The organism is Pandoraea terrigena (genome assembly GCF_902459705.1).
GTDB lineage: Bacteria > Pseudomonadota > Gammaproteobacteria > Burkholderiales > Burkholderiaceae > Pandoraea > Pandoraea terrigena.
Map to the genome: position 1 here is coordinate 122,969 of NZ_CABPRU010000004.1, position 23,820 is coordinate 146,788.

General features: G+C 60.3%; 26 protein-coding genes and 1 tRNA gene. 24 read left to right on the forward strand and 3 right to left on the reverse strand.

All coding sequences use genetic code 11. The features are described from left to right. Positions 1–618, forward strand: coding sequence for an RdgB/HAM1 family non-canonical purine NTP pyrophosphatase (gene rdgB / locus PTE31013_RS10710; protein WP_150612793.1), 618 nt, complete (start codon positions 1–3; stop codon positions 616–618). A 5-nt stretch (positions 619–623) separates the two neighbouring features. Further along, positions 624–1,844: a radical SAM family heme chaperone HemW gene (gene hemW / locus PTE31013_RS10715; protein WP_150612794.1), complete on the forward strand. Its 1,221-nt coding sequence runs from the start codon at positions 624–626 to the stop codon at positions 1,842–1,844. Positions 1,845–1,862: 18 nt separating this feature from the next. Here hemW and PTE31013_RS10720 read toward each other — a convergent pair whose 3' ends face one another. Further along, entirely contained in the window at positions 1,863–3,587 is a 1,725-nt protein-coding gene (locus tag PTE31013_RS10720) for an acyl-CoA synthetase (protein WP_150612795.1), read from the reverse strand. Positions 3,588–3,901: 314 nt separating this feature from the next. On the opposite strand from PTE31013_RS10720, the gene PTE31013_RS10725 reads away from it, so the two are divergent. The 15 genes from PTE31013_RS10725 (at position 3,902) to PTE31013_RS10800 (ending at position 13,501) form a co-directional block, all read left to right on the forward strand. Next, a tRNA-Ser gene (locus PTE31013_RS10725) sits at positions 3,902–3,991 on the forward strand. Positions 3,992–4,241: 250 nt separating this feature from the next. Beyond that, complete coding sequence (locus PTE31013_RS10730) at positions 4,242–5,486, forward strand: tyrosine-type recombinase/integrase (RefSeq protein WP_150612796.1); 1,245 nt, start codon at positions 4,242–4,244, stop codon at positions 5,484–5,486. After that, on the forward strand, positions 5,486–6,151 hold the full coding sequence (locus PTE31013_RS10735) for a hypothetical protein (RefSeq protein ID WP_150612797.1): 666 nt from the start codon (positions 5,486–5,488) through the stop codon (positions 6,149–6,151). The genes PTE31013_RS10730 and PTE31013_RS10735 overlap by 1 nt, the downstream gene beginning before the upstream one ends. Before the next feature lie 147 nt (positions 6,152–6,298). Next, entirely contained in the window at positions 6,299–6,514 is a 216-nt protein-coding gene (locus tag PTE31013_RS10740) for a helix-turn-helix transcriptional regulator (protein WP_150612798.1), read from the forward strand. Next, positions 6,511–7,248, forward strand: a complete 738-nt coding sequence (locus PTE31013_RS10745; RefSeq protein ID WP_150612799.1) for a KilA-N domain-containing protein — start codon at positions 6,511–6,513, stop codon at positions 7,246–7,248. The genes PTE31013_RS10740 and PTE31013_RS10745 overlap by 4 nt, the downstream gene beginning before the upstream one ends. Continuing rightward, entirely contained in the window at positions 7,245–7,556 is a 312-nt protein-coding gene (locus tag PTE31013_RS10750) for a hypothetical protein (RefSeq protein WP_150612800.1), read from the forward strand. Before PTE31013_RS10745 ends, PTE31013_RS10750 begins: the two co-directional genes overlap by 4 nt. Then, positions 7,556–7,792, forward strand: a complete 237-nt coding sequence (locus PTE31013_RS10755) for a transcriptional coactivator p15/PC4 family protein (protein WP_150612801.1) — start codon at positions 7,556–7,558, stop codon at positions 7,790–7,792. Before PTE31013_RS10750 ends, PTE31013_RS10755 begins: the two co-directional genes overlap by 1 nt. Next, positions 7,792–8,253 carry an ash family protein gene (locus PTE31013_RS25070; protein ID WP_246174338.1) on the forward strand — a complete coding sequence of 154 codons (462 nt, stop codon included), beginning with the start codon at positions 7,792–7,794 and terminating at the stop codon, positions 8,251–8,253. The genes PTE31013_RS10755 and PTE31013_RS25070 overlap by 1 nt, the downstream gene beginning before the upstream one ends. 197 nt (positions 8,254–8,450) lie before the next feature. Further along, a complete protein-coding gene (locus PTE31013_RS10770; protein ID WP_150612802.1) occupies positions 8,451–8,744 on the forward strand; it encodes a hypothetical protein in 294 nt (97 codons plus the stop codon). Then, positions 8,737–8,964: a hypothetical protein gene (locus PTE31013_RS10775; protein WP_150612803.1), complete on the forward strand. Its 228-nt coding sequence runs from the start codon at positions 8,737–8,739 to the stop codon at positions 8,962–8,964. The genes PTE31013_RS10770 and PTE31013_RS10775 overlap by 8 nt, the downstream gene beginning before the upstream one ends. Beyond that, complete coding sequence (locus PTE31013_RS10780) at positions 8,957–9,196, forward strand: hypothetical protein (protein WP_150612804.1); 240 nt, start codon at positions 8,957–8,959, stop codon at positions 9,194–9,196. Before PTE31013_RS10775 ends, PTE31013_RS10780 begins: the two co-directional genes overlap by 8 nt. Continuing rightward, positions 9,193–9,486: a hypothetical protein gene (locus tag PTE31013_RS10785; protein WP_150612805.1), complete on the forward strand. Its 294-nt coding sequence runs from the start codon at positions 9,193–9,195 to the stop codon at positions 9,484–9,486. Before PTE31013_RS10780 ends, PTE31013_RS10785 begins: the two co-directional genes overlap by 4 nt. Continuing rightward, positions 9,483–12,176, forward strand: coding sequence for a DUF927 domain-containing protein (locus PTE31013_RS10790; RefSeq protein ID WP_150612806.1), 2,694 nt, complete (start codon positions 9,483–9,485; stop codon positions 12,174–12,176). Before PTE31013_RS10785 ends, PTE31013_RS10790 begins: the two co-directional genes overlap by 4 nt. A gap of 299 nt (positions 12,177–12,475) precedes the next feature. After that, entirely contained in the window at positions 12,476–12,793 is a 318-nt protein-coding gene (locus PTE31013_RS10795; protein WP_150612807.1) for a hypothetical protein, read from the forward strand. A gap of 54 nt (positions 12,794–12,847) precedes the next feature. Next, positions 12,848–13,501, forward strand: a complete 654-nt coding sequence (locus tag PTE31013_RS10800) for a hypothetical protein (RefSeq protein ID WP_150612808.1) — start codon at positions 12,848–12,850, stop codon at positions 13,499–13,501. A 226-nt stretch (positions 13,502–13,727) separates the two neighbouring features. Here PTE31013_RS10800 and PTE31013_RS10805 read toward each other — a convergent pair whose 3' ends face one another. Next, positions 13,728–14,381 (reverse strand): hypothetical protein, encoded by a 654-nt coding sequence (locus tag PTE31013_RS10805; protein WP_150612809.1) that lies wholly within the window; start codon positions 14,379–14,381, stop codon positions 13,728–13,730. Positions 14,382–14,571: 190 nt separating this feature from the next. Continuing rightward, positions 14,572–15,114: a hypothetical protein gene (locus PTE31013_RS10810; protein WP_150612810.1), complete on the reverse strand. Its 543-nt coding sequence runs from the start codon at positions 15,112–15,114 to the stop codon at positions 14,572–14,574. Between the two features lie 190 nt (positions 15,115–15,304). On the opposite strand from PTE31013_RS10810, the gene PTE31013_RS10815 reads away from it, so the two are divergent. From PTE31013_RS10815 to PTE31013_RS10845, 7 genes are all read left to right on the forward strand, one after another. Further along, positions 15,305–16,264, forward strand: coding sequence for a hypothetical protein (locus tag PTE31013_RS10815; protein WP_150612811.1), 960 nt, complete (start codon positions 15,305–15,307; stop codon positions 16,262–16,264). A 37-nt stretch (positions 16,265–16,301) separates the two neighbouring features. Continuing rightward, positions 16,302–16,496 (forward strand): hypothetical protein, encoded by a 195-nt coding sequence (locus tag PTE31013_RS10820; protein ID WP_150612812.1) that lies wholly within the window; start codon positions 16,302–16,304, stop codon positions 16,494–16,496. 306 nt (positions 16,497–16,802) lie between these two features. Continuing rightward, positions 16,803–18,263: a DNA circularization protein gene (locus PTE31013_RS10825; RefSeq protein WP_150612813.1), complete on the forward strand. Its 1,461-nt coding sequence runs from the start codon at positions 16,803–16,805 to the stop codon at positions 18,261–18,263. Positions 18,264–18,276: 13 nt separating this feature from the next. Continuing rightward, positions 18,277–19,356, forward strand: coding sequence for a tyrosine-type recombinase/integrase (locus tag PTE31013_RS10830; protein WP_246174274.1), 1,080 nt, complete (start codon positions 18,277–18,279; stop codon positions 19,354–19,356). A 247-nt stretch (positions 19,357–19,603) separates the two neighbouring features. Next, positions 19,604–20,245: a hypothetical protein gene (locus PTE31013_RS10835; protein ID WP_150612814.1), complete on the forward strand. Its 642-nt coding sequence runs from the start codon at positions 19,604–19,606 to the stop codon at positions 20,243–20,245. A gap of 330 nt (positions 20,246–20,575) precedes the next feature. Next, positions 20,576–20,971 (forward strand): hypothetical protein, encoded by a 396-nt coding sequence (locus tag PTE31013_RS24795; RefSeq protein WP_174978516.1) that lies wholly within the window; start codon positions 20,576–20,578, stop codon positions 20,969–20,971. 801 nt (positions 20,972–21,772) lie between these two features. Beyond that, complete coding sequence (locus tag PTE31013_RS10845) at positions 21,773–23,596, forward strand: DUF4209 domain-containing protein (protein ID WP_150612816.1); 1,824 nt, start codon at positions 21,773–21,775, stop codon at positions 23,594–23,596. The last annotated feature ends 224 nt before the right edge of the window (positions 23,597–23,820 follow it).

Consider the following 23,820-nt stretch of genomic DNA (forward strand, 5'->3'; position numbering starts at 1 on the left):
ATGGCCATGCAGAAGATCGTGCTGGCATCAAACAACCCGGGCAAGCTGCGCGAGTTCGCGTCGTTGTTCGAGCCGCTCGGCATCGAGCTGGTGCCGCAGGGGATGCTTGGCGTGTCCGAAGCGGACGAGCCCCACGTGACCTTCATCGAGAACGCCCTGGCGAAGGCGCGTCACGCGTCGGCCGCGACGGGGCTGCCGGCGCTGGCGGACGACTCTGGCCTGTGCGTGCCGGTCCTCGGCGGCGCGCCGGGCGTGTATTCCGCGCGCTACGCGGCACGCGCCGGACGCGAGAAATCGGATGCCGCGAACAACCGTCACTTGATCGAGCAACTCGCGCGGCACGCCGACACCCCAGGCTATCGCAACGCCTACTACTTCGCCGCGCTCGCGCTGGTGCGTCACGCCGAAGATCCGCAGCCGATCATTGCCGAAGGACGTTGGGATGGCGAGATCGTCGACACACCACGCGGCGCGCATGGCTTTGGCTACGATCCGCACTTCCTCATCCGAGCGTTGAATCAGACCGCGGCCGAACTCGATCCCGCCGTGAAGAATGCGCACAGCCATCGGGCGCGCGCGCTGCGCGTGCTGTTGGAAAAGCTGGGCCGGGAGGCGTGAACGGCATGAGTCAATCCGAGATGCCCGTGCAGAACTTCCTGCGGCCCGGCAAGATCAGCTTGCCGGCGCTGCCGCCGATGTCGTTGTACGTTCACTTTCCGTGGTGCGTGCGCAAGTGCCCGTATTGCGATTTCAACTCGCACGAGTGGCGGGGCGACGGCGGCGCGCAAGCGTTCCCCGAGCAGGCCTATCTCGACGCCTTGCGCCACGACCTGGAGCAGGCGTTGCCGCTGGTGTGGGGGCGCCCCGTGCACACCGTGTTCATCGGAGGCGGCACGCCAAGCTTGTTGTCGGCCGGTGGCCTGGACCGTCTGCTCTCGGATTTGCGTGCGCTGCTGCCGCTCGACGCCGACGCCGAAATCACCATGGAAGCGAACCCCGGCACGTTCGAGGCGGACAAGTTCCGTAGCTTCCGCGCGAGCGGCATCAATCGGTTGTCGATCGGCATCCAGAGCTTCAACAGCGCGCATCTGAAGGCCCTCGGACGCATTCACGATGGTGACGAAGCGCGTCATGCCATCGAGATTGCCCAGGCGAACTTCGACAACTTCAACCTCGATCTGATGTTCGCGTTGCCGAACCAGACCTTGGCGCAGTGTCAGCACGATGTCGAGACGGCGCTGTCGTTCGCACCGCCGCACTTGTCGCTGTACCACCTCACGCTTGAGCCGAACACGCAGTTCCACAAATATCCGCCCACCGTGCCCGACGACGACACCGCAGCCGACATGCAGGACTGGATTGCCGAGCGCACCGCGCTGGCGGGGTATGGACACTACGAGGTGTCGGCTTATGCGCAGCCGCACCGTCGAGCCAAGCACAACATGAATTACTGGGAGTTTGGCGACTATCTGGGGATCGGCGCGGGCGCGCACAGCAAGATTTCGTTCCCTCACCGGGTGCTGCGGCAGGTGCGGCACAAGCATCCGCAGCGCTTCATGGAAGCGGCCGCGGCGGGCAACGCGGTTCAGGAGGAACACGAGGTCGAGGCGCGCGATTTGCCGTTCGAGTTCATGCTGAACGCCTTGCGGCTGACCGAAGGCGTGAAGAGCGAGCTGTTCGCCGATCGCACCGGGTTGCCGATGGCACGGCTTGCCAAGGCGTTGGCGGCGGGTGTCGAGAAGGGGTTGCTCGTCGACGATCCGCAGCGCATTGCGCCGACCGAATTGGGGCAGCGCTTTCTCAACGACCTTCAGGGAATGTTTCTCGAGCGCGACGCAAAGTGACGACCTGACGCCGCCGCGTTACCCCAGCACCGTGCCCATTTCACGCAGCGCCTTGCGGATGATCTTGCCGGTGACGGTCATCGGCAATTCCGGCAAGAACACGACCTTGCGCGGGTACTCGTGCGCGGCGAGTCGGGTTTTGACGAAATCCTGGATTTCCTTGGCCAGCGCGTCGGACGGCGCGTACCCTTCGCGCAGCACCACGAAGGCCTTCACGATTTCCGTGCGGAGGTCATCCGGCTCACCGATGACGGCGGCGAACTGCACCGACGGATGTCGGATCAAGCAGTCTTCGATAGGCCCGGGGCCGATGCGGTAGCCGGCACTGGTAATCACATCGTCCGAGCGCCCGGTGAACGTGATGTACCCCTGCGCGTCGACGAATCCCGAGTCCCCCGTAAGCAGGAAGTCGCCGCGATACTTCTCCATCGTGGCGTCGGGGTTATGCCAGTAACCGAGGAACATGACCGGGTTGGGTCTTGCGATGGCGATGTTGCCGACGGCACCCACCGGGAGCGGCGTGCCTTCGTCGTCGACGATGGTCACGCCATGACCACGAACGGCGCGTCCGATGGCGCCGGGCAGCGCCGGAAATTCCGTGGCGCAAGACGAGACGACCATATTGCACTCCGTCTGCCCGTAGAACTCGTTGATGTCGACGCCGAGGTGCTCGCGCCCCCAGGCCAGCAGTTCGGGGCCGAGCGACTCACCGCCGCTGGCGACCGAGCGAAGTTGCAACGGCCAGTGTTCGCGTGGCGATGCAACGGTGCGCAGCATCTTGAGCGCGGTGGGCGGCAGGAAAGTGTTGCGCACGCCGTGTCGAGCCATCAGGTCGAATGCGGCGACGGGATCGAATTTCTCGAAGCGTCGCGAGAGCACGGGCACGCCGTGGTGCAGCGCGGGCAGCAGAACGTCAAGCAGTCCGCCGATCCAGGCCCAGTCGGCGGGTGTCCAGATCAGGTCGCCGTCTTGCGGAAAGCCATTGTGCGACGTCTCCACGCCGGGCAGGTGGCCGAGCAGCACCCGGTGCGCGTGCAGTGCGCCCTTGGGTTTGCCGGTGGTGCCAGACGTGTAGATGATGAGCGCGGGGGCGTCGGCGCGGGTCTTGACGGGTTCGAAATGCGTATCACGCGAAGCGATGGCGGGCCAGAGCGCGAGCAGGCCGTCTTCGGCGACGCCCCAGTCCTGATCGTCGGCGACGTGATGATGGGCTTCGGGCAGGTCGTCGTGGACGACATATACAAGGCGCAGGTCGGGGAGTTCGGCGCGAATATCGTCGATCTTCGCGACGCTCGCGAGGTCGGTGACGAGCACGGCGGCGCCGGAGTTTTGGAGGCGATAGGCGAGCGCCTCGGGGCCGAAGAGCGTGAAGAGCGGGACGGCGATCGCGCCGAGTTTGTAGGCGGCGACGTGGGCGACGAGCGTGGCGGGCGATTGTGGCAGGAAGATACCGATGCGGTCGCCGGCCTTGACGCCGTGGGCGCGCCATTCGTTGGCGAGCTGGTTCGAGAGTTGTTTCAGGACATCGAACGTGAGTCGCACGTTTGAGCCGTCGGCGCTTTCGTGGATGAGGGCGAGCCGGTTGGTGCCATCGGCCCACTTGTCGCAAACGTCGACGCCGATGTTGAACAGGGTGGGAATCTGCCAGGTGAAGGCGTTGGGCGTCGGGGTGTCGGTCACGCGCTCGCCGCTGGCGTCATTTGACGTCTCTTGGGCGCAGTCGCGGGAGGTGTCGGCATCCATGAGGTGTCTCCGGGTCATGTCAGGCCTCGCACGGTGACGCGCGGGGCGCTCACCATACGTCTTCAGGCATGATGCATGCGGGACGGGCACAAAACAAGGGGGATGGGGGAAAGCGTGAGCGTTTGGGCGGGGTGTGAGGTGAATTGGGTGGAATGAAGGCTTCACACGGCGGGATGAGCGGGTATAATGCCGGCTGCCGTGCGGTACCGGTCTGCGCCGGGGTTCCGACGCCGATTCTCCCGGACCGCATGCATCCCAAGTCGTCGCCCAAGACGACATCGCATGCCACGACACCCAGTCGTGCGCAACGCCTCGGAGGCGTGCCAGAGTGGTTTAATGGACTGGTCTTGAAAACCAGCGAAGGGGTAACCCTTCCGTGAGTTCGAATCTCACCGCCTCCGCCAGATCATCAGTTTTGAATAATCCGAAACAGTCCGAAGCAATCGCGAAAACCCAGTAGCAGAAAGGGTTTCCGGCGATTTCATCAAAATCAAACCGTCCGATCTCGTCTGATATAATCCGAATAAATCGTGATTTTTTTGGTGGGTTGGATGGTGGGTCAAGAACGCCTCCACCCGATCGTGCGAATTTCGTCCGCCAGAAACTAGACCCCTAGCACTGGCGCGGGTTTCCGAGGGGAGTTCGATTCCCACAATGCCAAAACGCTCCAAAGAGCTCGGCGCACTTGCGGTTTCAAAATTGACCGCCCCTGGCCTGCACGCGGTCGGCAAAGTCGCGGGGCTCGCACTTCAAATTTCGCCCTCCGGTTCACGTTCGTGGATTCTCCGCGTGAGCGTCGGCGGACGTCGTCGTGAGATTGGATTGGGCGCTTACCCCGGCGTCACACTGAAAGAAGCCCACGAGAAAGCGCGAACGACGCGCAATGACATTGCCGCCGGCATCGATCCAGTTCTGGCGCGCAAGGAAGCCGCCAGCCGGCTCCGAGCGGACCAGGCAATGGAACTCACTTTCGAGGCCGCGGCGAAACGCTTCATCAAGTCCAAAGAGGCCGAGTGGCGCAATACCAAGCACGGCGCCCAGTGGCGAAACACGCTGGCCATGTATGCGTATCCGCAGATCGGCTCGCTACTTGTTGGCCACATCACACGCACCCACATCACCGAGATCCTTGAGCCTATCTGGCTGACCAAGACCGAGACGGCATCGCGCTTGCGCGGCCGGCTTGAGGCTATTTTGGACTGGGCCCGCGTGAAGGGCTTCCGTGCTGAGGGCGTCAATCCCGCTGCGTGGCGCGGCAATCTGGACAAGATCCTGGCGGCCCCGAAGAAAACGAAGCGAGTACGCAACCACCCTGCCCTCCCGATTACGGACATGTACGCCTTCATGCAAACGCTGCGGGGCATGGAAGGCGTGAGCGCACGGTGCCTCGAATTCACAGTTCTAACGGCAGCCAGATCGGGCGAGGCGCGTGGCGCGCGTTGGTCAGAGATTGACCTGAACCGCGGCATCTGGTCGATTCCGGCGGAGCGAATGAAGGCGAAGAAGGAACACCGCGTGCCGCTGTCATCGCCGGCCGTCGAGCTACTGAAGGCGATCGAGCGCACCGAAGGGCAGGAACTCGTGTTTCCCAGCCCGCGCAGTGGTAGCGTGCTCAGCGATATGGCATTGCTCGAACTGATGCGCCGACAGAATCTCGCCGCCACTCCGCATGGCTTTAGATCGACGTTTCGTGACTGGGCGGGCGAGTACACGAATTACCCGCGTGAGCTCGCTGAGGTAGCGCTGGCCCACATCAAGGGTGACGCTACCGAGGCGGCATATTGGCGCGGCGACGTGCTGGAGAAACGGCGGCGCTTGATGGCCGACTGGGCGGCGTTCATCGCCACGCCACCGGCATGCGGCGACGTTGTACCGATCAACAAGACTGCGAGGCAATAATGACCGACGAGTGGAAAATCGAGCCACCTGATGTGGCAATGGCCCGTTACGAAGCCGAATATCAAGAGATGATCGGCAATGCTCGGTCGGCAGAGGAGAGCGCGCTTGAGCTGATGTGTGATCTCGAAGACCTGTGGCTTTCCGTCGCCCCCGGAAAGACTTCTGATGACTTCATGAAGGACGTTCATCGGATGTTCGATTATGAAGACCCCGATATAGAAGCAATGGAAGCAGCGTACATTGAGACAGCCAATACCGACGAACGTACTCTCGGTGCGTGGCCATTCATCGACACGCCGATTCGAATTGCCTACGGACATGCCTACGTGGCGAGTCTTGCCGCCATCCGTACCGGCGCAACGAATATGGCCTTTAACGAGATTCAGCGCGCATCGTTATGGCATGGCATTGCGATTGGCCTTTCGCGCACAGGAGCACGTGGGACCGAGCGACCGAAGAGTATCGCTGACGTAGCTCGGGATGCAGCCATTGCCCGTAACAGCGAGAATCGCGCCATAAAGCAATCAGCGCTCGACTGGCTTGACGAGCATTTCCACGAGTGCAAGAGCATGGATGACGCCGCCGCACGGCTCACGAAAATTGTCCCCGTCGTGTTCCGGACGGCCCGCCGCTACGTCACATATTGGAGTCTGTCAAGACACTGAGCGCGCACAGAGCAACGTCCGCGCGTAGAGTGCTCCTCCTGCGCGCACCGGCGGCAGTCTGCGCGCGCAAGGGCTTCTGCCAATAGCTGATGAGGCAAAAAATCCGTATCGACCCGTCCAATCCCGGACGCTTTCGTGTCGATGCGTATGAAAACAGAAAATACCCTCAAATGCTTCGATGACCTGCCAAACGCGGCCGGCGTCGACGTCAAGACTGTGGCTGCCCTGTGCGGTTGCAGTATCTCTACGGTGTGGGAGCGCAGTAAGCGCGGTGCACTCCCCGAGCCCATCAAGATTGGCGGCGCTGCACGCTGGAATGTGGGCAAGCTGCGCGCGATCCTCGGCGGAGGTGTCGCAGCATGAACCAAAAGAAAAACGCCCGACCCAGCAAAGCCGAATCGAGCGCCATCGAACAGCGCCAGTTTACATCCGCCACTCCGAACCACGCAACGCGCGCGGGGAGTATCTACGCCGCTGAATATGAAGGCATCGCCGTCACCTTCACGGGAGATGGGTGGTTCAACGCGACGGCGGCTGCAAAGCGTTTCAACAAGCGCGTGGACAACTGGCTTCGCCTGGCCGAAACGAAGGAGTACATGGCGGCGCTCGTCGAAGCAGAAACTTCCTCAGATGTGAGGGAGTTAGTTCGAACGCAGGAAGGTCGCAACGGTGGCACCTGGTTGCATCCAAAACTGGGAGTGGCGTTCGCACGTTGGTGCGACGTGCGCTTTGCTGTCTGGTGCGATCAGCAGATCGACCACATTCTCCGAGGCGGCCTGACGATCTGGGACAAGGCAGCCTCTGAGCCCAGCACCACCTGTGATCGGGAAATGTTGCTAACGGCAGCGGCCGCCATCGTTGCCCGACATCGCCTTTCGTACAGCAAAGTTTACGAGGCCCTCAACACGTTTGCCGGCGTCGTTCACGCTCGCGAGATGACGTGTGCCCAAGTGGTGGAATCGTCAGGCTTCGCTAGCCGCTTACTGGTGGGCAAGTCCACGCAAGGCGACTTCGAGCAGATAGCACAGCACCGCGAAGCACTGGGCATCACCGGCCCGCAAATGCCGCTCATCGACCTGGTGGGAGATGCAGCATGAGCGACCTTTTTGTCAAAAACGGCGACGAATACCTCATGAGTGCAGGTGGGACGTTGCTGGTCGCGGCCGACGCAATGTACGGTCCGGCGGAAGAAAGCACGCCCGAAGGTCGCTGCCGTGCGGCGGCGCTGGCCGACGCAATTCTGTCCGTCGCCACCGAGCGAGGTTTCAAAAGCCGCGATCTCTTCGAGACAATGCTAGCCCGCCGGGAAGTGTCCGACCGGGTACTCGAACTGGCGAGGAAGGTTGATAGGTGTCTCGGCAAGGATGGGTTTCAGGTCGTCCTCAAACGCATTGGAGGTGCCTAATGCCCTCCGAGAACACATTCCTCGACATTCGCAAGAGCGACAGCGAACGTTTGCGCATCACCATTAGTGAGTACCGCGGACGCACGTTCATCGACCTGCGCACCTGGTACTCAACCGAACTCGGTGAGTTCAAGCCTGGCCGCGCCGGCGTTACGCTGCGCCCCGACCAGATCATGGAGATCGTTCAAGGCCTGATGCTCGCCGGCCGCGCTATCGATCCGAAGGGGGTTGTCTGATGAAAAACCCCTTGACGCTCGTAAACCACCGGCTTTATTCTTGGGCCGTCGCTGAAACAACGGTGACCGAGATTGGCGTCTCGAACAACAAAGGCGGACAGCCGCCCATTGCGGCATTTTTTTCGTCCGTCATGCCTTTACGCGCCCCTATCAACGGGCGGGCCTTGGCAGGGGCATCCTCGGATGCGCCGGTTTCCTTTGTTGCCGGTACGCCAACCCTGTCATGTGCCCGCCCACCCCGATTGGCGTCGGACGGCGGGCCTCTCTTCCAAACAAAGGAGGCCGCAATGCCTAGAGCCCTCGCTCGTCCTGAGCAAACCCAATCCCCTATCGAAATCATCCGCGCAGCATTGCGCGAAGCCGCTATTGCTCCGACCGTCTTCGACGCGCTCGACGTAACCGGCGAAGCCCTTCGTATCCTGGCTGAACTCGCCCAAGCTGAGGTGCATCATGGCCGCTAAATCGATGTCGGCAGATTCAGCCGCTCTAGTAATCGAAAACGCTCTGACGTACTTGGAGCACTTGGAAGCATTGTTCGACGCGCTTCGCGCGCAGTTGGATGAAAGGACCTACTCCCATGCACTCGCGGATCTGGGGCAAAGCACTGCATCCTGGTACGTCGGACAGATCGCGCATTTCGCCCAAGCGGAGGTCCGCCATGGCTGAGATCACCATCGAGCAACTGCGCACCACGATCATCGATAACGACGCACTGGCACAAGATGGTTTTGAGGAAATCCGAGCCATCGCAAAACTCGCGCTCATGGCACTCGAAACCCCGGCAGGGCAGAACAGCCCGGAAACCCTTGCTCGAGCTTTCGAGGCCATTTGGGGCATCAGCGAGAGAGTCGAAGGCGCCATCAGTTCCAACGCTGAAGAAGTCGGGTGCAACTACGTCGACTCTCGATTTGAGAGTCGCGCGAAGGCAATGGCGGAGGCGCGACATGCATAAGCCAACCCAAGCACTGGAGCGCGCATCCCGCGAACTGAGCACCGCATCTGACGTCCTCACGCAAGCGCGCGCACTATTTGCAGCGATCGAGCACGCTGTGGCCGGCGGCGCTTCTGTCGACATCGCCGCATTGGCCCAGGTCGGGGCGGATCTATCCACGGCGTACTCCGAACGCTTTGAAGCTGAAAGCGAATGGTTCGAGGGGGTGCGCCATGCGTAACACGCGCTATCGCAAAGTCCTCTCCCCTCGGGATTTCGTTGTCGTCGCACCGACCGGCACGGCCTATTTTCCGCCAGTGTCGATCGAAGAAGCCCGACAGATGGTCGCCGAGCGATCCAGTCCTGGCGAAACCGGATGGGAAATCGTCCCGCTGTGGCTCTGGATGCAGGCGAAAGACTATTTCGCCAAACGGTACCCCGCCATTCGTCGACAGGGAGGTGTGCACGCATGAACGCCCCCATCAATTTCGAACAACAGTTCGCCGCGGCGCCGGCGCGGGTCCCGCTTGTCGTGTCCGTTGGTGAGGTGATCAATCTCATCGGCTTCATGGACTCTGAGGCTTCGGACCTACGCGAAATACTCGATTTCATCTGTGGGCTTGCGATGGCACGCAACGATGTCGTGCTGCTCGCGCTAGCGACGAGCGCACGCGACCACACCTTGGAGATGACCATACGGGCGCTCGACGTCGATCTTCGAAACAACATTGGCTATTTCGCCGAAGAGCGGGAGGACCTATGAGCTACGTCGCAGATCAAGAGGGTGAGATCCGGGCCGCGCTCGAATTCATCGAATGCGACGACCGCGACGACTGGTTGCGGGTAGGCATGGGGCTCAAGGACGAGCTTGGCGACCGAGGTTTTCCAATGTGGGACGACTGGTCGCAGGGATCGGACAAGTACAAGGAAAGCGACGCGAGGGCGACGTGGCGCTCGCTTAAGCGCAGTGGCATTACTATCCGCACGGTTTTCAATATGGCTCGAGCCAACGGTTTCACACAGAATGCTCAAGTCTTGCCGATCAATGCTGCCGACCGCGCCCGTCGCCGCGCCGAAGCCGGACAGCAGCGCGCGGCTGAGCAATCCTCTGCGAAAGCGAAACTCGAGGCTCAACACATGGAAGCCGCACGAGTCGCTGCCGAAATATGGGAAGGCGCCGCGCCGGCGCCGGTTGATCATCCATATCTGGCACGCAAGAACGTCCAGGCGCATGGCGTGCGGATTTACTCGGGACCGAAGGTGATCGCTGATATGCCCTGCGACGGTTGCCTGATCGTGCCGATCAGGGCTCCGGCCGGGGCGCTCGCCTCTCTCGAATTCATCCGATCCGACGGCGAAAAGCGATTTCTTTGGGGTGGACGAAAATCGGGCGGTTTCTACCTGGTTGGCGATGTTGGTGATCGGATCGCCATCGGCGAGGGATTTGCCACGTGTGCGTCCGTCGAGGAGCACGCCGGCATCGCCGTGGCTGTGGCGTTCGACGCTGGCAACATGCGCGCCGTTGCCGAGCATCTTCGCGCACAGCACCCCAACGTGGGCATCGTCATGCTCGCAGACAACGACGAGTGCGGCACTGGCGAGAAGGCCGCTCGAGCGGCTGCCGAGGCCGTCGGTGGAATTGTTGCACTTCCCTCGAATGGCGAAGGTTGGCACGGCGATTTCAATGACCTGGCTGCCGCAGCAGGGGGCGCCGCGGTTCAGCAAGCTATCCTCCATGCGCATCTGGTGCTGACTCCCAGTCCGTCGACGGGCAGTCACGCAGATGGTTGCGTGCCGATCGGCTTCACCGTGTCCGAGCGCGGCGTCTTCTATGAGGAGGACGATGGTACGCCTCACTGGATCTGCTCACCGCTTCACGTCCGCGCGCTGGTTCGCGATCGCGCTTCTGAAAACTGGGGGCGCTTACTGGAATGGCATGACGCCGACGGCCATCCCCACGTGTGGGCGATGCCAATGGAAATGCTCAGATCGGACGGTGCGGACATGCGTGGCGAGCTGGCACGCCTGGGGCTCGATATCGCCCCAGGAGGAAAGGCGCGCAATAAGCTCACGGAGTACGTCACGACCGCAAAGCCGAAAGCTCGCGGGCGCTGCGTCACGCGGACCGGCTGGCACGGTGGCGCATTCGTCTTTCCCGATCGGACCATCGGCGAAGCGAAAGAGCGTGTGATCTTTCAGGCGGAAGCGGTAATGCGCACGTATTCGCAAGCCGGCACGCTCGACGACTGGAAACAGAACGTCGCCCGCCTCTGCTCCGGCAATTCTCGAATGCTGGTGGCCGTCTCCACGGCATTTGCCGGGATGATGCTCAGTTACTCGGGGCAGGAATCAGGCGGATTGAATATCGTGGGCGACTCTTCGACTGGCAAGACGACGGCCCTGCGCGCCGCGTGCAGCGTCTTTGGCGGCCCGGAGTATATGCAGCGGTGGCGTGCAACGTCCAACGGGCTGGAAGGCTTAGCGGCGCTTCACAACGACACGTTGCTGGTCCTCGACGAGCTGGCCCAGGTTGATCCCCGCGAGGCTGGCGAGATCGCATATATGCTCGCGAACGGCAGCGGGAAAGCGCGCGCCGGCCGAACTGGAGCGGCACGAGCTAGGCAGACATGGCGCCTGCTGTTCCTGTCAGCGGGCGAAATTGGGCTTGCCCAGCATATGCAGGCAGGCGGCAAAAGGGCCAAAGCTGGGCAAGAGGTCCGCCTGGTGGAGATTCCCGCGGATGCAGGCGCCGGGCATGGCCTTTTCGAGACGCTTCACGGCATGAGCGGCGGCGCGCAACTGTCGTCGACCATCAATGACGCGTGTTCGCGATGCTTCGGCACACCGGCACTCGAGTTTCTGTCGTCGATGACGGCGGAACCGGCCGTCATCGAGCAGTGGCTCAAGAGTCAGACGGCCGATTTCCTGGCCGCTCACTTGCCGGCCGATGCAAATGGCCAGGCACACCGCGTTTGCCAGCGCTTCGCCCTCATTGGCCTTGCCGGCGAGTACGCGACGAGCTCGGGCATCACGGGGTGGGCCGACGGCGAGGCACTGCAGGCAGCAGCAACATGCTTTGCTGCCTGGCTCGAGAACCGCGGCGGCGCTGGAAATCACGAGAAGACGTCGATTCTCTCGCACGTAAAGGCATTTTTCGAGGCCCACGAGGAGTCGCGGTTTACCGATCTGAACGACATGTCCGACCGCCCGACAATCAACCGAGCCGGCTTCCGCCGCAATGGGGAGAACGGCGTCGAATATCTCGTGCTTCCCGAGGTGTTCAAGCGTGAGATCTGCGCCGGGTTTGAACCGAAGAGCGCCGCGAAAGCATTGGTGGACGCCGGGTGGATCAGGCCATCGCCAGACGGGAAGTTCCAACGCGTCGAGCGATTGCCTGGCAAGGGAGCCACGCGCCTCTACGTCTTCTCTTCAGTCGTGTGGGATGCGCAATGAACATCATGGTTCGGATCATTAGAAAACGTGGTGTAACAGGTGTAGCGGGTGTAACGCGAGACGAAAACCCCGCCGCACAAGGCTTCCCGCGTAACACCATGTGCATGTATCCGTTACACCGTTACACAAGGCAGGCACTTCGAGCAGGGGGCGTTACACCATGTTCCTCGATTATTTTGGGTGTAACGGGTGGGTGTAACGGCGAAAGCCTTGTCTGGCTTGGGTTTGGTGTCTGCGTTACACCTGCTACACCTGTTACACCAGAAAAACAATGCTGGGGAATGTCCGGGAGGCCGTCCATGAGCAAAGAACTCCTTCCCATAGATAGGAAATCGAAGCGCCGCGAGCCGCATGTTCTGCCCGTCGAAGACGGCCCCTACGAGCCGTGGCTGCCACCAGCCACGGCCGAGCAGGTTCGGCAATGGCAAAAGGAACTGGATACGGCCATAGCGGAGTTCGCCGCTCTGGCCGACTGGTCAGATGAACTGCTGGAGCGAGTTTTGTTCCAGGTGGAGCGTCAGCCTGTTTCCACACTTTTGCCCGACCTGCACTGGTTCCGCTCGGAGGTGCAGGCTGCGATTGTTGCTCGCGCCACCAGCATGGAGCATCGCCGATGACCGACGAACGTCCACCGTCGATCCCATCCGTCACGATATCGCCAGAGAACAAGCATGAAGACTAACGATAACTACGCGCATTTCCTCACGAACGTTGAAGCCGCATCGGCGATCGCGGCGGCGCTTCACCCTCAGGATGAGCAACTGCGAAGTCAGGTGGACACGGTCTATCGATGCGTCCTCTATGACGCGCTGTGTTCCGGGGAGCTCACCGGAAGGTATCCCGACACCCGGCTGAGAATTGACCCCGAACGCCTCGGCAGCATCTTGGCGTTCAGCGATTGCCTGATAGGGGTGCAGGAGCTGAACGCCTTGCTTGACCAGATCGGGTGCGGCGTCCAGGTGGCCAGTGGCATCGAGGAACAGCCGCCTGCGGCGGCCGCCGAGGATCAGCTTCCGACGAGTAGGGACGTGGCGGAGGCGTTTGGGCCATACCTGTCCGAAGGTAAGGACGAGCACTGGCTGAAGCGAATTCTCGGGGAAAAGCGGGGGCGCCCGTCGCTTATTAAATTCAGATGCTTTCCGGAAGGCTGCCGCACGGCCCGGTGGAACCCTGTCGGAGTCGCGAAGTTCTTGATTGAGCACGAGCACATGACTCGCGATAAGGCCCGCGAAGCTGTGAGAGTTCACTTCCTTGAGAAGCTCCACCTCTTGGATGGGTTGTGCGGGACGGGGCGGGCGAGTCCGGCGAGCACCTGGCATCCGTAAGTTTGCCGATGCGTATGAGCAACAGCCCCACCCGCTGACGGTATCCGGCTATTCCGGATACCCTAGCGCACACAATCGACAGCAAACGTCCAAAGCGCCCTCGTGTTCGATGCGGGTTGTGGATCTCGTGGCCTTACCCATCCTGGCTAAAATCCGAACCGTATAGATCGACCAGCGGTGAGGCAGGCGTTTTGCTGGCCGCCGGCTCCTAGGTCAGGCCCGCAGTCTATTCGTTGCTTTGGTCAGTGGAGAGTTGAAGAATTTTTTCGGCTTGATAGGGCGACTGCGTGATCTGCCCATGTTCAATGACTGTAAGGTTAAGCGCCTGAAGCATCCGAATCACGATGCGTTCAAAGACCGCCTCCGTGACCTCGCGTGCGAACTCAGCTTGCTCGGCGCTGACCTTTTCCCCACGATGAACGATTCCGTTCCGAATGATTTGAAGATCCTTGCAGTCATTGAGCAACGTCTTCGGGGATGAAGTGTCTCGCCGGACTGCCTTCACATCGACCTTGGCCAAGACGAAAAACAGTTCCGCTAGCAAGTCCGTATATCTGTCAAGGCTCAAGTCGCTCATTGCTCTTTGGACGATCGCTTCCGCCAGTGCCTCGCTGTGCACCAAGCCGTAGATAACTGGACGAAGTAGCGTTGCCTTAAGAAGCATCTCCACTGCTGACGTGAAAAATACGATCGCAGCCTCGAAATGCGCTTCTTTCTGCTGCCAGCCTCCCTCACTGATAGCAAGTACTGCCGGCCGCATTACGTCCGGATGTTTGTCGTAGTAGGACTGTAGCCGCTCGGAAGTGAAGTCGTTGATCGCCTCTCGCCGTACTTCGTCGTAGAACTCGTCTCGTGCAGCGTCGTACTCATCGTAGCTCATCTCCGGCTCCCAATAGCTAGGGCAGACAGTACATAAAGCGTGCGCTGCCCCGGAGATATGGAGCGAAGCACGCCGAGCAACTAGCATCCGTAGTGTCTCCGATGTTTACTAACGACTGACCGCAATCCCAAAGGAGGCGGTGCTATCGGTTGACAGCAGACACCGTTGATTACTCCTCCCAATGGCCAGCTTACTTGTCCTTGAGGAAATACCACAACGCGAATAGCGCCAACGCCCACACCGGGGCTGATGCCAAGGCACTCGTGAATTTGATGAGAAGGAAGATGCCGAGCGCAATGCCGAGGAGCGCGAGAATTAATTTTCCGCCGCCGATCACAACGCCCGTCACAATTAAGTACAGCGCTCGCACAGGCCGGACGAATGGTCTAGCAATTCGCGCATAGAAACGCCAGGTCGCGTCACAAAGTGGCGACAGCGGACTAGAGCGCTCGACCGCCAACAGGCCATTCGTAACCGGGTCGCGTCGATATGCTGCGGCTGACTTGGTGATATTCGTTGCGACCAGCAGCCCGATAGGGAAGGTGGCGATGAGAATAACTCCGAAAATCGCGAGAGAGAGCCCCCGCGGGTTCTCAATTCCCAAAAGGTCTCCCGGAAGGACCGCGATAATGCCAAACAGCATCACTGATCCGATCAGCCAGGCGAGAGCCGCGACGATGAGATTGAAAGCGAAGCCAACGGCTCTGAAAGTCGCAAGAACGAACGTCCCCATAACATCCCCGGACACGATTTATGTTGACGCCAATTCTAGCGCGTCGTCGGCGGGAAGCAAGTTGGGGTATGAGACTGTCGAACACCTTGCCCTCTGGTCCGTGCGGCTGGTACGGCCGCCGCTGCGGTTGCTTCGTTAAATCCACCGTAGTCACACTGGCCTCCATCGTTAGGACACATGGAGACCCCAAGTGAAACACCCCCCAAAGGCAACCGAGGTAAAAAGCCGATTCTCGGATCTCGAAGCGTTGCAAGAGATCGAGGGCCTGCTCTCCCAGCGAAAGGCACTTGAGCAGCACGCCGATTCCATCCCGGCTCAAATCGATGCGGCAAAGCGCCAGCTTGAGGCTATCGGCGGACAGATCCTGGATGCCGAAATGGAACTGCTCACCGCTCCGGAGAAGTCGATCCCCAAAATCACAAAGCAACGAGACGACCTGGAGACGCAGCAAGTCGAGTGTGAATTGAGGATTCGGCGACTCCAGACACAGCTGGCGGCAATCGAAGCCCGCGCGCCTGAGATTGACGAAAAAATCACCGTCGCCATCGGTTTCGTCAAGCTGGAGGCCACGATAGCCTCTGAGGAGATCCAAGCGGCGCTCGCAGAGGATATCCGGCGAGACGTGGCGGCGCTTCGCCGAACGTATGCAAAGGTGCGTACCTTGCAAGCACTCGTGCCAATGCCGCGCACAAGTGATTTCTTGCTTGACGCCTACGTGCCCGACATCGAGTCGTGCATGCGCGTCGACAATGGCGCAACTCACTACAACACTGCGCCGAATTTGCTGGCGGAGAAGAACTCCGATACCGAGCGCGCCGCGGTCGAAATCGCCGAAGCACTCAAACCAATCACCGATGCACTGCACGTTTGCCGCGCTCACCGCCCCTACGTACCCATCGCAAAGCGCCCGCAGCCGTATCAGTTCCGCGGCTCGAATCAAGGTCCGGCTCGTGGCCTTGGCAGCCCGATCGGCGAACCGGCGCCGCCGATTCCCGTCAATCATCCGGAACCCACATTCAAGGGCTACAAGACCGCCGAGGCGTATCAGATCAAGGGCGACCAAAGCGGTATTCGGACTCAACAAGCAGCCGCCGCGGAAATGGATATGGGGCGCGCCATCATGCAGGCCGCCGAGTCACGAGAGCACTGAGCAATCCAACTGCAGCACTTGAACGATAGGTGAAACGATGACCATCAAAAAATCCTCACTTCCCGAGAAAGACTCTCGATTTGCGTACCTCGCAAACCTGAGCCCTTCGGAAATCGACGGCATCCAGCAAGCGGCCACGGCTCCAGCATTGGAGCGCAGTTGGAGCGCCGCGATGAGCAAGCATGCGCCGGCGGCACAGGTGCGTGGCCGTCGATACGGGGCTGCGCGCTAGCACTCCACCGGTACCGCTTTTGAACGGCGAGCGGAGCGCCCCAGCCGGCGGTGGGCGCTTACAGAGAAAAACACCGGCGCTGTCGCAGCACATGGAAGCGGTGAGGCCTCGCCCGGCATTCGTCAACCGGGTCCAAATCGCGGCGGGCGGCAGATATTACGCAGAGGAGTACGTCGTGGTAGCAACTCTCAACCAGCTCTGTCGACCGATGGTGGAAATTGGTTCATGTCCTGGAACTCAATGCAACTGCCGCCGGCGCTTGTGCCGGACGGCAATCTTATATTTAACGCACGCTATAGGTGATATATGGCATCGGGAACAACGTCTAACGCACTGAGCGTAGCCGGCAGCATCGGCGGCGTAGCAGCAGCCGTCGGAAATCTCACCGGATCGATTCAGGGCGGCGGCACACGCTGGGAGGATGCGCTAAGACCGGCACGCTTCGGCGGCGTGCCCTTTGGTGTCGAATCGGTACGCATGTCCGCTGGCAGGAAAACATCGATTCACACGTATCCGTTCCGGGACGACGCGTGGGTCGAGGATCTCGGCAAGAAGTCGCGTCAGTTTGAAGTGATAGGGTTCCTCGTAGAAGACGACATTTTGTTAAAAACCGTCGGCGGCGCGCCGGTTGGAAGCGTCGTCTCACAGCGCAATGATTTGCTGGCAGTCTGCGAGGATCCCGGCGCAACCATTCTGGAACATCCGACGCTAGGTACGATCAAAAACGTTGTCTGTCTCAGTGTGGATATTACCGAACGCAGGGATCTTGGTCGCGTTTTCGAATTTCGCCTCAGCTTGATCGTTTCAGGCCAGCAGCTCTTCCCCACCGCGACGTCATCGACGGAAAGCAACAATGAGCAGCAAGCGGCGGCGACGGGGATAGCGGCTCTTGCGGACTTCGTTAAAACGACCGCTTCGTCGATTTCGGCCGGTGCCGCAGTGGTTCAGCAAGCCGTCTCCACCGCTGTCGGGTGGTATCAGATTGGCGTGACAGCGGTCAACGACGTGAAGCGCCTCATGGGCGCTATATCAACGCTGGCAGGGAACTTCGGAAACCTGGTCGGTGGTGGCAATAGCGGCATCTCAGGAAGTAATCGGCAGGCTCCATCTACTCAGACGGCATCCGGTCTGCTTGCCGCTGCGTCGGCAGCGCGGGCGTCCGTCCTGACGGCAGGCGCCGCGTTCCAAACTGCAGCGGCTAACCCATCGGATTCCGCCACGCTCGGCGCGGCGGCGCAGGCATTTGTAGCGGCCATCGCGGCTTCGGCAACGGCGCCGTCGGATGCTGTCCGACTGGTCAGCGGCCTCACGCAGTATTCGCCGACTCCCGTGGCACAGACGGGGTCTATCGGAACAGCGATGTCCACGATGCAAACGGCGCTGGCCGCGATGGTGCGCCGGTATGCGCTTGCGCAACTCGCGGTGACATTGACGACCTATCAGCCATCGTCGCAGCAGGACGCAGATTCGGTTCTGGCTTCGGCAGTTGGGCTGATCGATGCCGAATCCGACATCGCGGGTGATGCCGGAGACGACAACGCATATCAGGCGCTTCGCAGACTGCGGCAAGCTGTTGTCGCCGATCTGGCGACGCGCGGCGCGGACACGGCGGCAATCTCGACGTTCAGTTTCAATGCGAATCTGCCATCGCTCGTGCTGGCAAACCGAATTTACCGAGATCCTACGCGCGAGCAGCAGCTCGTGCGGCAGGTCGCCCCGCGACACCCTTTGTTCATGCCGACAACCTTCAAGGCGCTCGCAAAATGACGCGGAGAATCGCATGAGGCGCGACGGCATTAGAGTGAATCTGTTTCGAGTTGGCCACGTATGGCACTACCGATTTCAGCTCGAGGGCGCCCGCGTGCAACGCTCGACTCGCGAAACAGATCGCCAACGCGCCGCGCAGGTCGCTGAGCGGGCCTTTCGACACGCAAAACTATGGGCGCGCAACGGCAAGGCTATACCCACCCTGCGCCAGTTGGTCGAACAGTGGATCACGATCCATGCCCCGACCGCCAGCAAGGCTCACGTCAAGGTAGTCGAGACGTTCGGGCGGCTTCACCTGTACGAGATCGGCGATGCTCTGATCGACGAGCTGTCGACCGATCGCGTGGAGCTCGCCCGCGTCAGGCACCTCGAGACGCATGCCCCCGTCTCGGCCAATCAGTGGCTGAAGGTGATGAGGCTGTTGTGCAACTGGGCCGTGCGCCGCGGGATCCTGCCTGCGATGCCCTTTCACCTCCGCGGCCTGAAGGTGCAGAAAAAGCCCCGCGCGATCCTGCCGGTGAAGCTCGCGCAAGACTGGCTGGCCGCGATCGACGAGCGCGAAGGGGAAAGGGACGCCGTGCGCACGGCGGTGCGTCTCATGCTCGGGCTCGGGCTGCGTGAGTCCGAGACGATCTCGGCCAGGTGGGAATGGTTGGATGTTGAGCGCCGGATCTACACGCCGGGGCGCACCAAGGGCAGAGAGGCTGATCCAATCCCCGTTCCAGGTTGGCTACTCGATTACCTCATGCCGAAGCGCCTTCCGGCTGGGCAGATCCTCGTGAAGCCCAACGGCAAGCCATACGCGGCTGGTTTTACCCGCACGGCAATGCTCGCTGCCAACCAGGCCGTAGGCGCACCCCACATCACCGCGCATCGACTTCGCGGCACCTTCGCCACGCTGCTCAGCGAGTCCGGCGTGCCAGTCCAATCCATCCAGCGTGCATTGCGTCACAAGAACCTCACGACGACGGCCGCCTACCTCGAGGTCAACATGGACACCGTGGCACAAGGTCAACGTCATATCGCAGAGAAGATCGGCTTTGGATTACACCCGCCGACCAGTGGCGCGCCAATGGCGAACGAAGCCGCGTAAGGCCCGCTATGACAGGCGATCGTGATTACCAATGGTCATCGTGTGTTTGGACGCTCCGCGGGCGTCAGGAGGCTGCAGGTGGCCGTGAAATTGGGCCTTCCGGCACTGCGGTTTGCTCAAAAAATGAGCGCGGGTCCTCCGAAGGGATTTCCTAACGGGCGGGAGCGAAGACTCGCGAATTCCGCCCAGCTATGAAGTTTCGAAATTTGGGTAACAAGGTAACAAAATTGACCGATAGGAGAAATCTATGACAGTTGAATCGCAGGCAGATTTCGCGCGGCGTTGCAACGTATCTCGCAAGACGGTTAGCGAATGGAAAAAGGCTGGAAGGCTTGTCATGCAAGGCGACCGAGTCGATGTCGAGGCGTCGCTTTCGCTTATGGATCGGCACCGCAAAGGAGGGGCTCCAAGCTCCTCCTCGGCTGTTACCCCCACTGTTACCCTCGCAGACTCAGGTAACAGTCAGGGTAACAAATCCAGCCCAAAAGCGATTCCAGGGCGATGCTCGGAGACGAGCGCTGAAGAGGTCACCATCCTGCCTGGGGAAACCATTGAAGACGCCGCCCAGCGCCTGGTCGGCGACATCGACATGGGTATGTCGTTTGACGAAGTGCGGCGCCTGAAGGAGGTGTATCTGGTACTCCTCAATCGACTCGAGTTCGAGCAGAAGTCTGGCGCCCTTATCGATCTGGAAACCGCGAGCACGATCCTTTTCGAGGAGTTCCGGGCCGCCCGCGATGCTTGGCTGAACTGGCCCACTCGGATTGGTCCCATGCTCGCCGCGGACCTGGGCATCGACGCAGACAAAGTCACGACGGCCCTCTCTGCTTACGTCCACAAGCAAGTGACCGACCTTGGCGACCCGCAAGCGGATTTCGCGTGCCCGTAAGGGATGCAGGTAATTCTGCGACCTGCGCTTGGCGGCCGGCATCACGATTGGAGACCGTTTAAAGATCAGGCTACGACCGCCGTTATGTAGGCATACTCCTAGCGTGAGCGCCCTATGACTTTCCCCCTCAAGGTTCCTGCCAGTTGTGTTGCATTTCTTGCTCTGTCACTTGGAGCATGCTCCACCATAACTAGCATTCATAGATCCGAGGTATCGCTCACGACATTCGGCAGTGCTCCTAATCAATTGGCGAGAAGCAGAGGTCGCCTTGGCTCGGCAAGTACGGTAGATCTTCCAATAAGCGGAACGCGCACGGAGACGTTTCCATTCATGACGCTGAGGCAATGTAGTTCGCCGGATGCTTGTTCCATTGGAATCGGGAAGCTGACCAGCAGCGTCGCGGTAGTGGGCGCAACGGACACCTCCGTTACATTAGCGGTCGCAGCATCCTTCGACGTTGCTGACCACCAAGAGATGGAAAGCCCAAACATGAAGGCGATAGCGTCTGCTCCAGCGGGTGCATCAACGTTGCATCAGCATCAAAATTTCGCAAAAACGGCAACTATCTCCTTCGGCGAGATGCGGAAAATTGAGTTCGCGCATGGCGTGACACTGAACCTATGTGTGAATCGCGCCACTGAATCTGGGATTCCGGAGAATGAATCGTGTCAAACGGACCAATTGATGTCCGGCGTTGTGTCCCAAAGCGTTGTGCGACCACTTTGACGCGCGGGCAGCGTCGTTAGTCAGATAATGGCGCTTTCGATTCATGCAAGCCCGCGACAACGGATCCGTTGATTCGGCGCTGTTGGTGCGGTGCCAGTTGACGCCTTAAATGCGCGGGAGTACCGTAACGACACAAATTTTTCGCGTAGCCCGCCACCGAGCGGGCTTTTGCACATTCGGGACTTAAAATCAGGATGTGTGATGACTCAAAGAGCGGAGCGACGTGCGCACGCTGCACGGCTGAAGAATCTACGTAGGCGTTTGTGCCGCCGCTTGTGGGGGCGAGAACTCAATTCAAAGGAACTCGGGCGGGTGTTTCATACGCCCACGCCTTGTAGCTGTTGGATGTGCGGAAATCCACGCCGGCATTGTCGCGAGAGAACAATGCGGGAGCGCCGATGGATGCAGGATATTGGTGACGACTCGTAGAAGGCAAAAGGCCCTGATCGCTCCAGTAACGAGATGGTTTAAACGTCCCGCGGCCCGAGGCGTCGCGACCGGAACGACTGGCGCTGGACCAGTCGCGAAGGGCAGCATGAAACCGTGCCTTCGTGCGTGCCAACAGTGAGACTTCAGATCGCAACCCCGTTGCAACCGCCTTACGATACCGAGCCCCCCATGTTGGGCCAATTGTGCGGGGCGGCGGCCACCGACGATCAAAGTAGAGAGATTTGGCCCCCGCCGAACCCTGCCCCCGGCGATTTCAAGCCAAGAGAGTTTACTCAGCAGAGGTACTACACTGTGGTCCCGGCCAACATACCTACAGCTGGCAGGAAGTGTTCCATTTAGGGGATAAATTAAATGGCGTTGACGATTCCGCAACCGGTGATAGATCGCCTGGCAGCCTACGATACCGCGCTGGAGTCCATCGGAGAAATCGAACTATCGGGAGAGTTGCTCGCTGCACTGCCAGCCCCGGAATCGCTGACCGCCGCCGAGCGCAAAGGCGCCAATGCAGAGCTATCAGCTTTTCGATTTAGTTCCCGACACGGAGCGTCGTCGGGACGTTGGGGAATCTACTGGCGCGAGTTGACAAGCGCGGTCTTGCAGGACGGTACTGAATTTCTCTCGCCGGACGTGGCGGAGATTGACGAGGAAATACTATCCTACTGGACAGCGAGATCCCAGCAGGTCAAGCACCCCGTACTCAAGGCGAGATACGCCGATCTGGTCTGGGAAATCGGGCGCTTTCTGCGGGTACAGGCGAAGCGGGAAGGCGTCGAGCCGGGCCCCGCTATTCCGGTTACCCTCTGCCATACGGCTGTTGACTCCTACCTTGAAGTGGTAGAAAGCAACCTATTTAAGGACGAGTACCGGGCCTGGACTTATCTGGGCCGGGCCCTGGAACTAGCTCTCCGCCTCAGGGACACGACGCGCATCGGGCAAATCAAGGAGGCCTTGTTCGATCTCTATAGGCGCCTTGATGCCAGCACGCCCCAGTGGACATGGTGGAAGTTCGATGAGCTGGTCTGGACTCACGCCAAGGGCTTGGAACTGGATGCCAAGGAACGATTGACGGTCGTAGACTTGCTCGAGCGCGTGCTGACTAGCTGTTCGGACAGTTCGGACGCGAAGAACTTTGATCCTCACAGTGCCACGTCGGCGGCGGATTGTCTCCAACGGTGGCGGGCTCAGTCGAATGAACTCGCGGAAGCGCGCAGAGCTGTTGGGACGGCTGCACTCGCTTTCGAGGAGGCAGCCAAGCTGGCAGGTGGCATGACGGCCATTTCATGGCTTGAGGACCTGATTCCTCGATACCGTCAAGCGGGAATGATGGAGGATGCGGCCCGAGTGGAGCAGACGATCCGGCAGAGAGCAACTGATGCACAAGCCGAAATGAAAACAGTCGAGGCTTCCATGGAAATCGATCCAGCCGAATTAGAGCAATTTGTGGCTCAGTTCCTGAAGGGTTCGATGGCCGATGCGCTGACCCGCGTCGCTGGGCAATTCATCCTCAAGGAGGAAGCGACTAAGACTAGCCTGCGCGATATGTGCACGGAGGCGCCGCTACTGTCCATGATGCCATCTACGATCGTCAACGGAGAGGGTTTTACAACAGCAACAGTCGGTTCCATAGAGGATGATTTGGACGGCCGCGCACTCCAGCATGCGGCGACGATGTTCAGCTGGAAGGCGCCTTGGCTGCACCTGGTACTCAATCGGGTTCGTCAGAAATACGACATAGATGCTGACGGACTCACTGCGCTGATTCAACAGTGCCCCAGCTTTGCGCCGGAACGTATGTCCTTAATGCGCGATGGTGTCGCCGCTTGGCTGGCCGGCGATTCCGTCAAAGCAATCCATGTCCTAGTGCCGCAAATTGAAGGGGCTCTGCGAGCCCTGCTGAGTGCATTAGGCGGTGCGGTGGTGGTGCCCGACCAAGATGTGGGCGGTTTCAAGGCCATCGGCCTGGGGCCAATCCTGACTCACCCAATCTTCCTCGAGAAAGTGCCTCGGGATATCCGCTTCCACTTACGCGCGCTGTACAACGACCCCAGAGGCCTCAACCTCCGTAACGAGTTGGCTCACGGATTGGTCCGCCCAGAATTGCTGAATATGGGCCTTGCCAATTGGGTAATGCATACCGTGATTCTCCTCAGCTTATTGCGCGTCAATAGAGCCTGAGTCCCAGCCTCTCGTTTGAGGATCAGGCCATCTGCTGGTATTCATTGAACTTACCCGCTGTTCATGCCCGTCCTCGCCCGGGTGGGCCACTTTTACTCCGACGCACTTGGCAGCAGTACTCCGACGCTAACGCGCAGGCCACTCAAGCACGTCCCTGACTCGCATGAGGTGTCGCGCTTATGGCGGGTATTTTGGTGGGTTCAACTACCAATCACACGCAAACC

What these genes read in the sequence shown, in the direction of transcription:
- rdgB (WP_150612793.1), top strand. Translation starts at nt 1, where the DNA reads ATGGCCATGCAGAAGATCGTGCTGGCATCAAACAACCCGGGCAAGCTG.
- hemW (WP_150612794.1), top strand. Translation starts at nt 624, where the DNA reads ATGAGTCAATCCGAGATGCCCGTGCAGAACTTCCTGCGGCCCGGCAAG.
- PTE31013_RS10720 (WP_150612795.1), bottom strand. Translation starts at nt 3,587, where the DNA reads ATGGATGCCGACACCTCCCGCGACTGCGCCCAAGAGACGTCAAATGAC.
- PTE31013_RS10730 (WP_150612796.1), top strand. Translation starts at nt 4,242, where the DNA reads ATGCCAAAACGCTCCAAAGAGCTCGGCGCACTTGCGGTTTCAAAATTG.
- PTE31013_RS10735 (WP_150612797.1), top strand. Translation starts at nt 5,486, where the DNA reads ATGACCGACGAGTGGAAAATCGAGCCACCTGATGTGGCAATGGCCCGT.
- PTE31013_RS10740 (WP_150612798.1), top strand. Translation starts at nt 6,299, where the DNA reads ATGAAAACAGAAAATACCCTCAAATGCTTCGATGACCTGCCAAACGCG.
- PTE31013_RS10745 (WP_150612799.1), top strand. Translation starts at nt 6,511, where the DNA reads ATGAACCAAAAGAAAAACGCCCGACCCAGCAAAGCCGAATCGAGCGCC.
- PTE31013_RS10750 (WP_150612800.1), top strand. Translation starts at nt 7,245, where the DNA reads ATGAGCGACCTTTTTGTCAAAAACGGCGACGAATACCTCATGAGTGCA.
- PTE31013_RS10755 (WP_150612801.1), top strand. Translation starts at nt 7,556, where the DNA reads ATGCCCTCCGAGAACACATTCCTCGACATTCGCAAGAGCGACAGCGAA.
- PTE31013_RS25070 (WP_246174338.1), top strand. Translation starts at nt 7,792, where the DNA reads ATGAAAAACCCCTTGACGCTCGTAAACCACCGGCTTTATTCTTGGGCC.
- PTE31013_RS10770 (WP_150612802.1), top strand. Translation starts at nt 8,451, where the DNA reads ATGGCTGAGATCACCATCGAGCAACTGCGCACCACGATCATCGATAAC.
- PTE31013_RS10775 (WP_150612803.1), top strand. Translation starts at nt 8,737, where the DNA reads ATGCATAAGCCAACCCAAGCACTGGAGCGCGCATCCCGCGAACTGAGC.
- PTE31013_RS10780 (WP_150612804.1), top strand. Translation starts at nt 8,957, where the DNA reads ATGCGTAACACGCGCTATCGCAAAGTCCTCTCCCCTCGGGATTTCGTT.
- PTE31013_RS10785 (WP_150612805.1), top strand. Translation starts at nt 9,193, where the DNA reads ATGAACGCCCCCATCAATTTCGAACAACAGTTCGCCGCGGCGCCGGCG.
- PTE31013_RS10790 (WP_150612806.1), top strand. Translation starts at nt 9,483, where the DNA reads ATGAGCTACGTCGCAGATCAAGAGGGTGAGATCCGGGCCGCGCTCGAA.
- PTE31013_RS10795 (WP_150612807.1), top strand. Translation starts at nt 12,476, where the DNA reads ATGAGCAAAGAACTCCTTCCCATAGATAGGAAATCGAAGCGCCGCGAG.
- PTE31013_RS10800 (WP_150612808.1), top strand. Translation starts at nt 12,848, where the DNA reads ATGAAGACTAACGATAACTACGCGCATTTCCTCACGAACGTTGAAGCC.
- PTE31013_RS10805 (WP_150612809.1), bottom strand. Translation starts at nt 14,381, where the DNA reads ATGAGCTACGATGAGTACGACGCTGCACGAGACGAGTTCTACGACGAA.
- PTE31013_RS10810 (WP_150612810.1), bottom strand. Translation starts at nt 15,114, where the DNA reads ATGGGGACGTTCGTTCTTGCGACTTTCAGAGCCGTTGGCTTCGCTTTC.
- PTE31013_RS10820 (WP_150612812.1), top strand. Translation starts at nt 16,302, where the DNA reads ATGACCATCAAAAAATCCTCACTTCCCGAGAAAGACTCTCGATTTGCG.
- PTE31013_RS10825 (WP_150612813.1), top strand. Translation starts at nt 16,803, where the DNA reads ATGGCATCGGGAACAACGTCTAACGCACTGAGCGTAGCCGGCAGCATC.
- PTE31013_RS10830 (WP_246174274.1), top strand. Translation starts at nt 18,277, where the DNA reads ATGAGGCGCGACGGCATTAGAGTGAATCTGTTTCGAGTTGGCCACGTA.
- PTE31013_RS10835 (WP_150612814.1), top strand. Translation starts at nt 19,604, where the DNA reads ATGACAGTTGAATCGCAGGCAGATTTCGCGCGGCGTTGCAACGTATCT.
- PTE31013_RS24795 (WP_174978516.1), top strand. Translation starts at nt 20,576, where the DNA reads ATGACGCTGAGGCAATGTAGTTCGCCGGATGCTTGTTCCATTGGAATC.
- PTE31013_RS10845 (WP_150612816.1), top strand. Translation starts at nt 21,773, where the DNA reads ATGGCGTTGACGATTCCGCAACCGGTGATAGATCGCCTGGCAGCCTAC.